Raw genomic sequence first — 14,742 nt, 5'->3', positions numbered from 1 at the left:
CACAATTCATAAGAATACAGAAACCAGATGAAATGAAAATAATTTAAAATTAAAAAAACATTCATTTTGCCTGATTTACTTCAAAAAATGTAACCAAATTAATATTATTACAAAGTGAATAACCCAAATTCATTGTACCTGTTTTTCAATTTAAAGTAAAAATTAAATGCAACAGGATTAAAAAATTAATACTTCCTGCAAACTATTGAAATAACATACATTCAAAGTTGTAAAACTTCGTAAATTAGCTTGAAACTGAAATTCACCTATTTCTTAAATCCCAAATATAGTTTTTGGATTTTTTATAAAACTTAAATCTTTATGATCGACTTTTCAAAAGACTTTAGAATAGCTATAATAATTGCCATAATCGCCTTTACAACAATTGTATTAGGCGCTTTGACCGAAAAAGTTTTACGCTATTTTTTATATCGAAAATTAACCGATAAAGAATATGATGCTACGGGTTTTAAATTTTTAAAACATTTAATCATAACCGTAATTTATATTTTAGGCTTTGCTTTCGCTCTTATTCAAATCCCCGAATTCAAAATTATTGGTCATTCCTTTTTAGCAGGCGCAGGAGTTATTTCGTTAGTAGCAGGTTTGGCGTCTCAACAAGCCTTGAGCAATATTGTAAGCGGAATTTTTCTGGTGATTTTTAAACCTTTCAGAATCAATGATAAGATCACGATCAACAATTTTGTTGGCACAGTCGAAGATATCAATTTGCGACAAGTTGTCCTGAAAGATGCTGAAAACAACCGAATCATAATCCCAAATTCTGTTATAAGCAATCAGATAATTGTAAACACAAATATGCATGATACCAAATGCTGTAAAATAATCGAAATAGGAATTGGTTATGAATCCAATATCGAGAATGCATTAACAATCATGCAGGATGAGATTGCAAAACATCCTCTTTTTATAGATACTAGAACAGCTGAAAATAAAAAGCAAAAAACACCTTTGGTAATTGCTCGTGTTGTTGCTCTCGCAGATTCAAGCGTAACACTAAAAGCCTGGGCGTGGGCAAAAAATTCTACAGATGGCTTTGTGATGTATTGCGATTTACTGCAAAGTATAAAAAAACGTTTTGATGAGGATAATATTGATATTCCTTATCCGCAAAGAGTCGTGACTTTCAAAAATAACGATACAAAAACTACTGAAAAATAACTCTGATTATGGCATCTCCAGAAATTGTTCCTATAAAAACAGTACACCTTTTTTCTATTTTAGACGACTTATTGATAGAACTTCTAAATTCGTTAACCGATGAAGAATGGAATGCACAAACCGTTGCCAAAAAATGGACCGTAAAAGATATTGCATCTCATTTGCTGGACGGAAATCTAAGAGGTTTATCGATATTAAGAGATGGTTATTTTGGAGAAAAACCAGAAAATATTAATTCCTATAATGATCTGGTTGCATTTTTAAATCAGCTTAATATGAACTGGACAAATGCAACAAAACGATTAAGTCCGGTTGTATTAACCCAATTATTAGAAACAACCGGCAAACAATATTCAGAACATTTATTGACATTAAATCCATTCGAAAATGCTGTTTTTTCGGTTGCATGGGCAGGAGAAGAAACCTCGTTGAACTGGTTTCATATTGCTCGTGAATACACTGAAAAATTTTTACATCAGCAACAAATTAGAGACGCCGTTAGAAAACAGGCACTTTTAACAAAGCCTTTATTCCATCCTTTCATTAGTACATTTATGTATGCATTACCTCATACCTATAAAAATGTCGCTGCCGAAATGGGTACAATTGTAACGCTGATTGTAAATACAGAAATTGGTGGTCAATGGAATATTATTAAGCAAGAAAATGAATGGATATTTACAGAATCGTTAAATGCGGAACCAAGTGCAATTATAAAAATTAATCCTAATGATGCATGGTTATTATTTTCTAAAGGAATGACTCCTGAGCAGGCAAAAGAAAAAGTAGAAATTACCGGAGATAAAAAACTAGCCGAAATCGCTTTAAATACTGTAGCAGTAATGGCATAATCTTAATACAGATATTTTCTGATAACTTTAAGATTTTATTTTTTGAATTTAAAATCGTTAACTTTAATTTTATAAATACTCCAAAACGAAATACATTCAAAAAATGAAAACTATAAAACTCATTCTCTTACTTTTACCTTTCTTCTGTTTTTCGCAGCAGGAAAATATAAAAGCACTCGACATAAACTTAACTAATTATGAATATCCTTTTCCTGTACAATTTTTAGAATTGAGCAATCAGCGTCAATATCTTAAAATGGCTTACATGGATATAAAACCTGATAATTATAACAATAAAAATATTGTTTTGCTGCATGGTAAAAACTTCAATGGCGCTTATTGGGAAACTACTATAAAAGCTTTGACAAAAGAAGGTTTCAGAGTTATTGTTCCTGATCAGATAGGATTTGGAAAATCATCCAAGCCGGACAATTTTCAATATACCTTTCAGCAATTGGCTGAGAACACCAAAAAATTATTAGATCATTTAGGGATCGAAAAAGCAACTATTTTAGGACATTCCATGGGCGGAATGTTAGCCACAAGATTTGCTTTAATGTATCCGGAAACTACACAAAAATTAGTATTAGAAAACCCAATTGGACTGGAAGACTGGAAACTGGTTGTGCCCTACAAACCTGTAGATTGGTGGTATGAATCTGAACTAAAACAAAATTATCAAAACATAAAAAGCTATCAAATGGCAAACTATTATGATGGTAAATGGAATGTCGATTTCCAAAAATGGGCTGAACTTTCTGCAGGCTGGACAACCGCTCCGGATTATGCAAGAGTTGCCTGGAATTCTGCACTTATGTATGACATGATTTTTACACAACCTGTTTTATACGAATTTAAAAATATCAAAAGTCCCACACTTTTAATCATAGGAACAAGGGATAAAACCGCCATAGGAAAACCTTTGGTATCTGAAGAGGTAAAAAAAACAATGGGAAATTATCTGGAATTGGGTAAGAAAACACAAAAATCAATTCCGAATGCAAAACTAATCGAAGTTCCAAACACCGGACATTTACCGCACATCGAATCTTTTGATCAATTTATAAAACCATTAATCGTATTTTTGAAACAATAAATTTTAAACCCACGAATTGCAAGAATTTGCGCGAATAAATACTTGAAATCATTCCGAATATAAATTCATGCTAATTCTTGAAATTAGAAACAAACTTTAACTTAAAAACTAAAACACATGTTTACAATCGAACAAATAAAAGAAGCACATGCCAAAGTACAAAGCGGTGCAGATTTTCCAAATTATATACAAGACCTGATTATTTTGGGCGTAAAAGGTTATGACACTTATGTTAATAACGGTAACGTAGAATATTATGGCGTAAACAATTACAAAGTTTCGGCAGACGAAAAATATAACGAAATTAAAGTTGCTGATTCAGCTAATAAAGAACGTTTCATTGAATTTTTAGTAATGCATCAGGACGGTCAAACAGATTATCTAACCTTTTGCAATCATGCCGCACAATCCGGAATTGCAAAATGGCGTGTTGATATCATCGAAATGACTTGTACGTATTACGACAAAGCTGATAATGAAATATTAATCGAAAAAATTCCCGATTAATACATCATTATTATTTGTCAATAAAAAAGAATTAAGATGTCAAACAAATTATCTCCCATTATAAATGCTGAAGAACTTTTAAACTTAAAAGATTCTCGTACTATTATAATCGTCGATGCCAGAGCAGGAATTAATGCTGAAGAAAATTACAAAAACGAACATCTAAAAGGTGCGCGTTACGTCGATTTGAATCGCGATTTGGCAACAGTTGAAAATCCCGCAAACGGAGGAAGACATCCTTTGCCTTCTTTAGAAAAATTTGCTGAATTGCTCGCTAAAATTGGAATTTCACCATCGAGTCAAGTTGTAATTTACGATGATAAAAACGGATCGAATGCTGCAGCGAGATTTTGGTGGATGTTGCGTGCAATTGGTCATGAAAAAGTTCAGGTATTAAACGGAGGTTTACAAGCAGCCATAAAAACTGGTTATCCTGTAAGCACAAAGATCGAACATTTTACAGCAACTGAAAAATACCCGGTTTCAAAATGGAAATTGGCTACAGCCGATATTGATGAGGTCGAAAAAGCCCGAAATAATACTCAAAATGTTGTAATTGATGTAAGAGATAAAAATAGGTTTGATGGTCTTACAGAACCGATGGATTTAATTGCAGGGCATATTCCCGGTGCTATAAATGTTCCGTTTAGCGAAAATTTAGACGACGATGGATTCTATAAACCAGCCGAAGTTTTAGCAGAGAAATATGTTGAAATTACAGGAAATAAAAGTCCTGAAAATATAATCGTGCATTGTGGTTCAGGCGTTACGGCGTGTCATACTTTATTAGCAATGGATTATGCCGGGCTACCAATTCCTAAACTTTATGTAGGTTCCTGGAGCGAATGGTCTAGAAATGATCGCGAATTGGCAACAAAAGAAAACAAATAAATTAAAAAACTTTCTATTTGCCACAGATTAAAAAGATTAAAAGGATTAATCATTCTAATCTTTTTAATCTGTGGCAAAAAAATTATTAATCTTTGTCTACATAAATAATATTTTAAAAATGCAACATTGGGATATCCTATTATCAAATCACGTAAATAAAAAAGCTTTTATAGATACTTTACTTTCCAGCCAGGCCAAAGGAGAATTAGCCGTTTTTAACAATCAAAAAGGCATTTTGTTTTCAGACATTGCGATTGAAAAATTTATCGAAAAAGAATATCAATACGATACTGTAGAAGCATCTCCGGAATCACACAGACAACTCAGAACTTTTTCATCAGGAGAACGCAAGAAAGAGTTTCTGAAATACTGTATCAATCAAAGACCGGATTTTATCATTTTCGATAATCCGTTTGATCACTTAGATCAGGCTTCACGCGTAATTTTAGCCGAATCATTAAAAGATTTAACGGATGAAATCGCTATTATTCAAATCGTAAATCGCATAGTCGATGTTTTAGCTTTTGTTCCAAACAAAGCACAGATTAAAGACAATACGTTTGAACTGCATCCAATTCCTAAAAACATCAATCATTTTAAAACGTTAAATACAGCAGCAATTCCAAAAGCTATTGAGCCACATTCCTTTCACGAAAGTGTATTAATAAAAATGGAAAATGTATCTGTGAGTTATGATGATCGCAAAATTGTAGACAATATTTCCTGGACAATAAAGCAAGGTGAATTCTGGCAGTTAATTGGTCCAAACGGCTCCGGAAAAAGCACCATTTTATCTTTGATAACAGGAGATAATCCAAAAGGTTTCGGACAAAATTTACATTTATTCGGAAGAAAAAAAGGAACTGGAGAAAGTGTTTGGGACATCAAAAAACAAATCGGAATCTTTACTACTTCGATGACTGATTTATTTCAGAAAGGACATACTTTAGAAGAAATGATCCTTTCCGGTTTTTTCGACTCAATCGGACTTTATATTGAGCCAACAACGCATCAAAAACAAATTGTTACACAATGGCTCGAAGTAATTGAAATGAGTGACTTACGAAAAAAACGTTTTATCGATCTTTCTATCGGTCAGCAAAGAGTTGCCTTAATTGTTCGTGCCGTTTTAAAACATCCGCCATTATTAATTTTAGACGAACCAGTAGAAGGATTAGACGACGAAAATGTCGATTTGGTCATTCAGCTTATCAATACCATTAAACAAGAAACAAATGTTAGTATTTTATATGTTTCGCATCGTATAGAAACTGGCCTCGCTCCTACTTCGGTTTTTGAACTTTTACCAAATCCTGCAGGATCTATTGGTAAAATTAAATACCACTCAGAGTTAAACTAAAAAAACAAATGAGAATTAAACATATCGTATTATCAGCCTTTTCAATAGTAATCACTTCATGTTGCGGAACAATTTCGACAGCAAAACATCAATACAAAATAAGTGAAAGCGGTTCTTTAAAATCAGAATGGAAATCAAATCCCAAAGAATGGTTTCTGGAAAAAGATACCTTAAAAGGAATTGGAGGTCCAATGCATTGGGGCGTTATAGAATCTAAAAAACAACTGCCTGAAAATTATGAGATCGATTTTAAAGTAAACATGACCAAAGAATCTCTTTTTGAAGTAATGTTAAATATCGACAAAGAGAATTACATCAGAACTTATCTGTACCAAATCGACCAGAATATTGTGATAGGCAGAGGAGTTTATAATAAAAACAGCGACGAATATGGCAAACGAGGCGGTCCAACTTTGTTTAAAAAACCAATGAAACTCGAAAACAATAAATGGTATGCCGTAAAAATCAGGGTTTCAAATAATCAATTATTCTTCTCTGTTGACAACGAAAACTTCTTAGAATGTTCTATTGAAAAAAGTAAATTAAATGAAAAAGGTAAATTAGGTTTTCTAACAAACGGCGAAGTAAAAATCATAGATTTAATAATAAAAAGTATTTAGTAGAAAAACACTCTTTTGATCTATATACAATCTATTAAATTAGTACATATATTTGACGATGGAAAAATATATTATTAAGAAAATGGTAAATAACGAAATCATTATTTCTTTTAATTTTAATAAGACCTCCACAATTCTATCAATAGTATTTTCACTATCTATTTTAACATTAATAGCTTTAAAAATAAGATCTGGTGTAATACAAAATATTTGGGGTTCATTAATAATTTTAATCCTTCTTCTATTATATCTAACATTTAATAAATACTACGAGTGGACAAAAAACAAATATCACAAATTCAACATTCAAGAAGAAAATTTGTTTATTAATGATAAGTTTCATTGCAATCTAAACAAATTACAATCTGTAAACATTTATAATAGCATCAATAAATTTGAGAGCGGATGGATTATTTATTTAAAAATTTTTCCTGGTTCTTCTCACGATTATATAATCAAAAAAAGATTAGGCGAGAAAGAAGCCATCGAGATTGCGCATAAAATTTCACTATTTCTAAATAGAAAAGTCATAATTGATTAGATATATAATAAAAAAAGCTCAAAAAAGGAGCTTTTTTTATTATTAAGAAATTATCTAATTTTCTAATTGACAAATTATCTAATTAGTTCTCTTCATCTTCCATATTATGCGTCTTTCCATAATTGCGCCATTTCTCGATACAATCCTGAAAATCCTGAGGTAATTCCGTATCAAAGCGCATCATTTCGCCTGTTGTTGGATGCACAAAACCAAGTGTCTTAGCATGCAAAGCCTGACGTGGCAACGCTTTAAAACAATTATCAATAAACTGCTTGTATTTTGTAAAAGTAGTTCCCTTTAAAATCAAATGACCACCATAACGTTCGTCATTAAAAAGCGGATGTCCAATATGTTTCATATGCGCACGAATCTGGTGCGTTCTTCCCGTTTCTAATCTACAAGAAATCAGGGTTACATAACCAAAACGTTCCAATACTTTATAATGTGTAATGGCAGGTTTCCCAATTTCAGGATCTGCAAAAACCGCCATTTGCATTCTATCTTTTAAATGTCTCGCAAGATTTCCTTCGATAGTTCCTTCTTCTTCGGCAACATTTCCCCAAACAAGGGCAATATACTCACGCTCAGAAGTTTTAGCTTCAAATTGTTTCGCCAAATGCGTCATTGCAGCTTCGGTCTTAGCCACAACCAAAAGTCCTGACGTATCCTTATCAATTCTATGAACCAATCCCGGACGTTCGCTGCTGTTCATTGGCAAATTATCAAAATGATGTGCCAAAGCATTTACCAGAGTTCCGGTGTAATTTCCGTGACCCGGATGTACCACCATTCCCGGCTCTTTGTTAATCAGCAATAAAGCATCATCTTCATAAACAATATTCAACGGAAGATCTTCCGGAAGAATATGGTTTTCAAATGGCGGATGCGTTAACATAACCGTCACAACATCAAGCGGTTTTACTTTATAATTTGACTTAACCGGAATATCATTTACAAAAATATTTCCTTCAGTTGCTGCGTTCTGAATCTTGTTACGCGTCGCATTCTGAATCAAATTCATTAAATACTTGTCAATACGCAAAAACGCTTGACCTTTAGGGACTTCAAATCTAAAATGCTCGAATAATTCGTCTTCCAGATCTAAATTTTCATTATTATTGTTCATCTTTTGGGGTTTCAGTAGTTGGCGCAGCTAAACTGTCTGTCGCCTGACTTTCATCTACATAACTTGCTTTTCCGTCTCCTAAAACCAAGTCGATTTTAGACGCTTTAAGCACACGGTCTCCTACTTTTAAGTTTCTACCTTTATATCGCATCTCCAGAACCATATCTTTTCCAAGATTCGGGATATAAGTAATCGTTCCCTGCTCAAGCCCTAAAGCCTTCAAAGTTGGAACCGCTTCGCGATATGTTTTCTCAATTAAATCAGGAATTTTAACAGATGAAAATCCTGATGCATTAATTTTAATATATATTTTTCTTCCCACTTTTACCATGGTTCCCGGCAACGGATCTTGCTCAACAACACTGTATTTAGGAAACTCACTTCGGTAATCAACACTATCCAAAAGCACATAATCCAAGTCCAGTTCATCTAATTTTGATTCAACCTGCTCTTCAGTCAATTTTGTCAAATTAGGAACCGCAATTTCGTGTCCATGATCAGTTGTAAAAGTTAGCCAATGCATAAACAAATAACCTAAAACCGCAATGATAGCAACCGCGATTAGTATTTGTACAAAAAACACACGGCTCGTTAAATACTTACGTAAACTCATAAATTTATTTTTAGTTGTGGCAAAGATAAAGCTATTTCGTTTCAAAAAAAATGATAATTTTGTTTTAAACAAGAAAGTCGCATGATTGTCATCCTGAGTGAAGTCGGAGGATAATTTTCAGGAGCTATTTCCTGCTGTACGCTTTATCTTTTCCTTGCTAAAGAAGCAAGAAAAAGGATGCCGCTTCCATCAGGGCTAGAGATTTAGGTTTCATGAAGATATTTTAAAACTCTCTTCACAATTTTGTCAGACTGAGCGGAGTCGAAGTCCCGCAAAGTGATTCAGCATAAGTAACTTCGACTCCGCTCAGTCTGACAAACAAAACGAATAAAAAACAAGTAATAAAACTTCGTGGAATTCAGGGCAAAAATCCTGAAACCTGAAACAAAATAAAACTTTAAACAAAAATACAGAATGAAAAACATAGCCATTATCATGGGCGGATATTCAAGCGAATACAAAATTTCGCTTATCAGCGGAAACGTTGTTTACCAATATCTTGACAAAACAAAATACAACGGATTCCGTATTCATATTTTTAAAGAAAAGTGGGTTTATGTAGACGAAAATAACGCTGAGTTTTCAATTGACAGAAACGATTTCTCAGTAACCGTAAACGATCAAAAAATTACTTTCGACTGTGTTTTCAATGCCATTCACGGAACTCCGGGCGAAGACGGATTAATGCAGGCTTATTTCGAATTATTAGGGATTCCGCAATCGTCTTGCGATTATTACCAAGCTGCATTAACTTTTAATAAACGTGATTTATTATCGGTTTTAAAACCATACGGAATCAAAACAGCAATCTCTTATTACCTAAATAAAGGTGATGTTATAAATACAGCCGAAATCGTTAAAAAAGTTGGTCTGCCATGTTTCGTAAAACCAAACAAAGCAGGTTCTAGTTTCGGAATTTCAAAAGTAAAATCAGAAGCCGAATTACCAATTGCTATCGAAGTAGCTTACAAAGAAGATAACGAAATCATCATCGAAAGTTTCCTTGACGGAACCGAAGTTTCTGTTGGAGTAATAAATTACCAAGGCGAAATTAAGGTTTTACCCATCACCGAAATTGTTTCAGACAATGATTTCTTTGATTACGAAGCCAAATACGAAGGGAAATCACAAGAAATTACGCCAGCAAGAATCTCAGATGAGCTAACACAAAAAGTAGGAGAAACTGCCAAACGTGCTTACGAAGTCTTAAAAATGAAAGGATTCTCAAGAAGCGAATTCATCATTGTAGACAACGAACCATATATGCTGGAGATGAACACAATTCCGGGTTTAACAACCGAAAGTTTAATCCCGCAACAAGCAAAAGCTGCCGGAATTTCTCTTGAAGATTTATTCACCAATGCGATTGAGTTAGCGCTTTCTTAAAAGATACTAAGGTTCTGAGATACTAAGTTACTAAGATCTCAGAACCTTTTTTTTAACCACAAAGTATTGTCAGACTGAGCGAAGTCGAAGTCCCGCAAAGTGAGCAAACCACAAATGATCCTTAACCGACCAAACTTAGCACGTTAATCTCTCAGCACCTTAACACCTTAAAAAAAATGAAAGAAATATTCGAATGGAATAGACTTTTTTACAATAACCTTCCCGCAAACTTTGCTCTGGAAGTAATATTTCGTTCTACAGTTATGTTCATCATTTTACTGCTCACCTTAAAGTTAGCAGGAAAACGAGGTGTAAAACAATTATCGATTTTCGAAACCGTAATTATAATTGCATTAGGATCCGCCGCAGGAGACCCAATGTTTTATGAAGATGTGGGTATTGTTCCGGCTGCAATCGTTTTTACGGTAATTATTATTTTATACCGTTCTGTAACCTGGCTTACCGGAAAAAGCAAAAAATTTGAAGAATTTATCGAAGGCAAAACCGAATGTTTGATCAATAATGGTAAATTTTCTATTGCGACTTTCAAAAAAGAAAGCCTCGCGCAAGATGAGTTTTTCTCTGAGCTTCGTATAAAATCTATAGAACATCTTGGTCAGGTAAAACATGCTTTTATAGAAACAAGCGGAGAAATAAGCGTGTTCTTTTATGAAGATCACGAAATAAAATACGGATTACCAATTTTGCCAGCAGCATTTAATAAAAAAAGCAAAATTATTGAAAATGACGGCATACATGCCTGTACTTTTTGTGGCCATACCGAAGAACAAAAATCGGGAACTGCAAAATGCGAAGTCTGCAAAAAAGACGAATGGGTTCCGGCAATAAACACAAAAAGGATTACTTAAAAATCAATTCAAAAAAAGCTTTTGAATCTTAAAAGAAAAAAAATGAGAAAAGCCATATTTCCGGGATCATTTGACCCAATTACATTAGGACACGAGGATATCATTAAAAGAGGAATTCCTTTATTTGATGAAATTGTAATCGCTATTGGTGTCAATGCCGAAAAAAAGTATATGTTTTCACTCGAAGAAAGAAAACGTTTTATAGAAGAAACTTTCAAAGACGAACCTAAAATTTCTGTTATTACTTACGAAGGATTGACAATTGATTTGGCAAAAAAATTAAAGGCCAATTTCATTTTAAGAGGTTTGCGCAATCCTGCCGATTTCGAATTCGAAAAAGCCATTGCTCACACTAACAGAAAACTATCTAAAATAGAAACCGTATTTCTATTAACAGCAGCAAGTACCTCATTTATTAGTTCGAGTATAGTTCGTGATGTATTGCGTCATGGCGGCGAATACGAAATGCTGGTTCCGGATGCGGTTCGAGTGAAGAAATAACAACCCACACAAAGTCATTGCGAGGAACGAAGCAAACACACTACTAATTTCGTTCTGGTTAGAATCCAGCAAATGAGATTGCTTCGTCCCTCGCAATGACAAAAATCCGTTTCAACCAGCAAAATCCGTGGTGCAAAACCACGCCAAAACATAAACTTGCAAGCCAATCAAATTATAAGTAATTTCGCATTTTAAAATAAACACCAAATAATGAGCATCGAAAGAGAATTAAACAAACGTAGCGGATCTAAATGTGAACTTTGTGGAGCCGAAGAAAACCTAAAAGTATATCAGGTATTGCCAACTCAAAAAGGCGGACTTGACGAAAGTATTTTAGCGTGTAATACGTGTATTGACCAAATTGAAAACCCGGATAATGTAGATTTAAATCACTGGAGATGTCTTAATGACAGTATGTGGAATGAAAATGTTGCCGTACAAGTTGTTGCCTGGAGAATGTTAAGCCGTTTGCGTGCTTCTGGATGGCCTCAGGAATTACTTGACATGATGTATTTAGACGAAGATACACTCGCATGGGCACAAGCAACAGGCGAAGGCGAAGATGACGAAAACAAAATCATTCACCGTGATAGTAATGGAGTAATTTTAGACCACGGAGATTCTGTGGTTTTAATTAAAGATCTTAAAGTAAAAGGATCAAGCATGGTTGCCAAACAAGGAACTGCTGTTCGTAATATTCGTTTAGATCACGAAAATGCCGAATATATCGAAGGAAAAGTCGATGGTCAGCAAATTGTAATTATCACACAATACGTGAAGAAAATATAAATATCAGTCACAGTATTCAGTTTTCAGTCGCAGTTGTCGCAACAAACTAAAAACTGAGACAAAAAACTGTAAACTAAAAAAAAGGCTATTCAAAATTGTATAGCCTTTTTTAATATTATTTAATGTTTCATGACAAAGATATAACTTGAAACAAATTAAACCTGAAACCTGAAACTAAAAATTATTTTTGAAATAATTTATTGATCTGATCTTTTACAAATGGCTCAGAAACACTGCTTGTAGCAGAAGAAGCTTCTTTAGAGGAAACCATAAACTGAACTGTAGCTTTCTCAGGAAGTACACTTCCTGTGTAATGCAACCAAATATAGTTATTAGGTAATTCTAATTTAATATCATATAAAGGGCTTGCAGTAAAACCGTTTACAATAATGCTGTAAAGGCTATTATAATCATTATTTACATTTTTAAATGTAAATTTTCTTAAGCTTGAAGATTCGTCATCATTTTGAATACTAGTATAATAAACAGTATACTCATCTCCTATTTTTTGAATATAGTTGTTATTTACTTTTCCTAATCTTTCAACTGGAACGGTTTCAAGAACTTTGATTTGTGCAAAAGACACAAAACTAAACATCAAAATAGCAATCGTAATAATTCTTTTCATAATTAATTTGGGGTTTATTATTTACGGGCACAAGAAACGCAGAAAATATGATAAATTAAAGTCTTAGCCGTTAATTTATTAACAATAGATTAAGAAGTTATTTTAAAACCGTTTTACGACTATAACAACCTGTAATTAATTTATTGAATTTCAATAAATTAAAACTTAATTCAACCTGTAAAACTTATAATCAAAATAATGTAAAACCATAAATTTAAAGGCTCTAAAACGTCATAAAATCCTGATTTTTTCACCACAATACTCGCTTTTAAACTATATAAAAGTGCATTAATGACAAAGATTTGCGACAAAAAAATTAAAAGGTTATTCTAAACCTAAATAAAATTTAAAAAAATATTATTTCTCCTCTTCCTTTTTTACCACTTTACGGGCAACTTCAATCTTAAATTTCTTGCCTTTCATTTTCTCATCTTTAATATTATGAAGCAAGTCTTTTACCTTATTGAATTTTACAGCAGCAAACGAAATAAAATCTTTTACCTCGATCAAGCCTAAATCGCCTTTTTCCAGTTTTCCTTTTTGAGAAAAGAAACCAACAATATCAATTTTATTTAGTTTTGTTTTCTTTCCGCCACTAATATAAATAGTTTGAAATTCTGGCGGTTTTGGTAAAGTTGTAGCGTTCTCAACTTTTAAGACTTCCATTCCGTAATCAATATAATCTAATTGTTTTTCACTTTCATGAATAATAATATACGCCGTTCCAGAAGCTTGCATACGCGCTGTACGACCATTACGATGTGTGAATTCGTCTTCTTTTAGAGGTAAATGATAATGAATTACGTGTTTCATTTCCGGAATATCCAATCCACGAGCCGCTAAATCTGTCGTGATTAAGTAACTCATACTTCCGTTTCTAAACTGAATCAAAGCACGTTCACGTTCATCCTGATCCATTCCGCCATGATAATACGTAGCGTAAATTCCTTTTTCGTTTAAAGTATCACTAATACGCTCTGCCGCATCACGATGATTACAGAATATAATAGCCGATTGTGATTTTAGAGAGCAAATCAAGTTGAATAAACTTCCTAATTTGTCTTTAGAAGGTGAAACAATCATTTTCATAGAAAGATTCGTTTTCTCCTCTTGCTCCGGAATAAAATCTAAAACTGTAGGATTTACGACTCTTGTATATCTTGGAATTTCAATATCTGAAGTTGCCGAAACCAATACGCGTTTGTTCAGCTTCGTCAATTTACCAATGATATAAGACATTTGCTCATGAAAACCCAATTGCAATGATTTATCAAATTCATCCAGAATTAAAGTCTGGATTTTATCTGTACGAAAAGTATCTCTGTCAATATGATCTGCGATTCTTCCAGGAGTTCCTATTAAAACTGCCGGAGGATTGCTAAGATTCTTAATTTCAGTATCTATCGAGTGTCCGCCGTAACAAATATTTACTTTGTATTGCGTTCCCATTTTTTTCCAAACCTGCTCAATCTGCAAACCTAATTCGCGCGAAGGCACTAATATTAAACATTGAACCGAAAGGATTTCCGGTTGCAATAATTCTAAAACAGGCAGTAAAAAAGCTAATGTTTTTCCTGATCCTGTAGGCGAAAGTAGCAATACATTGTTATCGTTTAAAATTGCGTCTTGAGCAACTTCCTGCATTTCGTTTAGGCTTTCGATTCCTAAATTCAAAAGTATGTTGTTGGAATGGTGATTTTTATTCATTTTGCAAAAGTAGTCAAAATACTGATTGTTTCAGGTTTTCTTTGTTTCAGGTTTCAGGTTGAAATGCGAATAGAG

15 protein-coding genes are annotated in these 14,742 nt (G+C 33.3%); 11 read left to right on the top strand and 4 right to left on the bottom strand.

The features are described 5' to 3' along the window. Nucleotides 1-321 precede the first annotated feature (321 nt). From ASF10_RS16040 to ASF10_RS16010, 7 genes are all read left to right on the top strand, one after another. Nucleotides 322-1,182 (top strand): mechanosensitive ion channel family protein, encoded by an 861-nt coding sequence (locus ASF10_RS16040; RefSeq protein ID WP_056251033.1) that lies wholly within the window; start codon nucleotides 322-324, stop codon nucleotides 1,180-1,182. A gap of 8 nt (nucleotides 1,183-1,190) precedes the next feature. Then, entirely contained in the window at nucleotides 1,191-2,033 is an 843-nt protein-coding gene (locus tag ASF10_RS16035) for a maleylpyruvate isomerase N-terminal domain-containing protein (protein ID WP_056251030.1), read from the top strand. A gap of 103 nt (nucleotides 2,034-2,136) precedes the next feature. Continuing rightward, nucleotides 2,137-3,129, top strand: a complete 993-nt coding sequence (locus tag ASF10_RS16030; RefSeq protein WP_056251028.1) for an alpha/beta fold hydrolase — start codon at nucleotides 2,137-2,139, stop codon at nucleotides 3,127-3,129. A 117-nt stretch (nucleotides 3,130-3,246) separates the two neighbouring features. Then, nucleotides 3,247-3,636 (top strand): DUF1398 domain-containing protein, encoded by a 390-nt coding sequence (locus ASF10_RS16025; RefSeq protein ID WP_056251025.1) that lies wholly within the window; start codon nucleotides 3,247-3,249, stop codon nucleotides 3,634-3,636. A gap of 36 nt (nucleotides 3,637-3,672) precedes the next feature. Next, complete coding sequence (locus ASF10_RS16020; protein WP_056251023.1) at nucleotides 3,673-4,527, top strand: sulfurtransferase; 855 nt, start codon at nucleotides 3,673-3,675, stop codon at nucleotides 4,525-4,527. 118 nt (nucleotides 4,528-4,645) lie between these two features. Continuing rightward, nucleotides 4,646-5,887 (top strand): ATP-binding cassette domain-containing protein, encoded by a 1,242-nt coding sequence (locus tag ASF10_RS16015; RefSeq protein WP_056251020.1) that lies wholly within the window; start codon nucleotides 4,646-4,648, stop codon nucleotides 5,885-5,887. Nucleotides 5,888-5,895: 8 nt separating this feature from the next. After that, on the top strand, nucleotides 5,896-6,507 hold the full coding sequence (locus tag ASF10_RS16010) for a hypothetical protein (RefSeq protein ID WP_056251018.1): 612 nt from the start codon (nucleotides 5,896-5,898) through the stop codon (nucleotides 6,505-6,507). Nucleotides 6,508-7,130: 623 nt separating this feature from the next. On the opposite strand, the gene ASF10_RS16000 is transcribed toward ASF10_RS16010, so the two are convergent. Both ASF10_RS16000 and ASF10_RS15995 read right to left on the bottom strand, forming a co-directional pair. Beyond that, entirely contained in the window at nucleotides 7,131-8,174 is a 1,044-nt protein-coding gene (locus ASF10_RS16000) for an RluA family pseudouridine synthase (protein WP_056251013.1), read from the bottom strand. Beyond that, nucleotides 8,164-8,787, bottom strand: coding sequence for a PASTA domain-containing protein (locus ASF10_RS15995; RefSeq protein ID WP_056251010.1), 624 nt, complete (start codon nucleotides 8,785-8,787; stop codon nucleotides 8,164-8,166). Before ASF10_RS15995 ends, ASF10_RS16000 begins: the two co-directional genes overlap by 11 nt. Before the next feature lie 414 nt (nucleotides 8,788-9,201). On the opposite strand from ASF10_RS15995, the gene ASF10_RS15990 reads away from it, so the two are divergent. The 4 genes from ASF10_RS15990 to ASF10_RS15975 all read left to right on the top strand — a co-directional run bounded on the left by ASF10_RS15990 (nucleotide 9,202) and on the right by ASF10_RS15975 (nucleotide 12,332). Further along, a complete protein-coding gene (locus tag ASF10_RS15990) occupies nucleotides 9,202-10,173 on the top strand; it encodes a D-alanine--D-alanine ligase (RefSeq protein WP_056251007.1) in 972 nt (323 codons plus the stop codon). Between the two features lie 176 nt (nucleotides 10,174-10,349). Beyond that, entirely contained in the window at nucleotides 10,350-11,042 is a 693-nt protein-coding gene (locus ASF10_RS15985) for a DUF421 domain-containing protein (RefSeq protein ID WP_056251002.1), read from the top strand. A gap of 42 nt (nucleotides 11,043-11,084) precedes the next feature. Beyond that, nucleotides 11,085-11,543, top strand: a complete 459-nt coding sequence (gene coaD / locus ASF10_RS15980) for a pantetheine-phosphate adenylyltransferase (RefSeq protein ID WP_055098044.1) — start codon at nucleotides 11,085-11,087, stop codon at nucleotides 11,541-11,543. A 210-nt stretch (nucleotides 11,544-11,753) separates the two neighbouring features. Then, complete coding sequence (locus ASF10_RS15975) at nucleotides 11,754-12,332, top strand: PhnA domain-containing protein (protein ID WP_056251000.1); 579 nt, start codon at nucleotides 11,754-11,756, stop codon at nucleotides 12,330-12,332. Nucleotides 12,333-12,513: 181 nt separating this feature from the next. Here ASF10_RS15975 and ASF10_RS15970 read toward each other — a convergent pair whose 3' ends face one another. Further along, nucleotides 12,514-12,960: a hypothetical protein gene (locus ASF10_RS15970; protein WP_056250997.1), complete on the bottom strand. Its 447-nt coding sequence runs from the start codon at nucleotides 12,958-12,960 to the stop codon at nucleotides 12,514-12,516. A 357-nt stretch (nucleotides 12,961-13,317) separates the two neighbouring features. Beyond that, nucleotides 13,318-14,667, bottom strand: coding sequence for a DEAD/DEAH box helicase (locus tag ASF10_RS15965; RefSeq protein ID WP_056250994.1), 1,350 nt, complete (start codon nucleotides 14,665-14,667; stop codon nucleotides 13,318-13,320). Between the last annotated feature and the right edge of the window lie 75 nt (nucleotides 14,668-14,742).

Source organism: Flavobacterium sp. Leaf82, assembly GCF_001422725.1.
Classification (GTDB): domain Bacteria; phylum Bacteroidota; class Bacteroidia; order Flavobacteriales; family Flavobacteriaceae; genus Flavobacterium.
The sequence above is the reverse complement of the archived record's forward strand: the minus strand, read 5'-3'. Positions and strand labels throughout refer to the sequence as shown.

Bases quoted from the DNA above. Each gene is read 5' to 3' on its own strand.
- ASF10_RS16040 (WP_056251033.1), top strand. From the start codon at position 322: ATGATCGACTTTTCAAAAGACTTTAGAATAGCTATAATAATTGCCATA.
- ASF10_RS16035 (WP_056251030.1), top strand. From the start codon at position 1,191: ATGGCATCTCCAGAAATTGTTCCTATAAAAACAGTACACCTTTTTTCT.
- ASF10_RS16030 (WP_056251028.1), top strand. From the start codon at position 2,137: ATGAAAACTATAAAACTCATTCTCTTACTTTTACCTTTCTTCTGTTTT.
- ASF10_RS16025 (WP_056251025.1), top strand. From the start codon at position 3,247: ATGTTTACAATCGAACAAATAAAAGAAGCACATGCCAAAGTACAAAGC.
- ASF10_RS16020 (WP_056251023.1), top strand. From the start codon at position 3,673: ATGTCAAACAAATTATCTCCCATTATAAATGCTGAAGAACTTTTAAAC.
- ASF10_RS16015 (WP_056251020.1), top strand. From the start codon at position 4,646: ATGCAACATTGGGATATCCTATTATCAAATCACGTAAATAAAAAAGCT.
- ASF10_RS16010 (WP_056251018.1), top strand. From the start codon at position 5,896: ATGAGAATTAAACATATCGTATTATCAGCCTTTTCAATAGTAATCACT.
- ASF10_RS16000 (WP_056251013.1), bottom strand. From the start codon at position 8,174: ATGAACAATAATAATGAAAATTTAGATCTGGAAGACGAATTATTCGAG.
- ASF10_RS15995 (WP_056251010.1), bottom strand. From the start codon at position 8,787: ATGAGTTTACGTAAGTATTTAACGAGCCGTGTGTTTTTTGTACAAATA.
- ASF10_RS15990 (WP_056251007.1), top strand. From the start codon at position 9,202: ATGAAAAACATAGCCATTATCATGGGCGGATATTCAAGCGAATACAAA.
- ASF10_RS15985 (WP_056251002.1), top strand. From the start codon at position 10,350: ATGAAAGAAATATTCGAATGGAATAGACTTTTTTACAATAACCTTCCC.
- coaD (WP_055098044.1), top strand. From the start codon at position 11,085: ATGAGAAAAGCCATATTTCCGGGATCATTTGACCCAATTACATTAGGA.
- ASF10_RS15975 (WP_056251000.1), top strand. From the start codon at position 11,754: ATGAGCATCGAAAGAGAATTAAACAAACGTAGCGGATCTAAATGTGAA.
- ASF10_RS15970 (WP_056250997.1), bottom strand. From the start codon at position 12,960: ATGAAAAGAATTATTACGATTGCTATTTTGATGTTTAGTTTTGTGTCT.
- ASF10_RS15965 (WP_056250994.1), bottom strand. From the start codon at position 14,667: ATGAATAAAAATCACCATTCCAACAACATACTTTTGAATTTAGGAATC.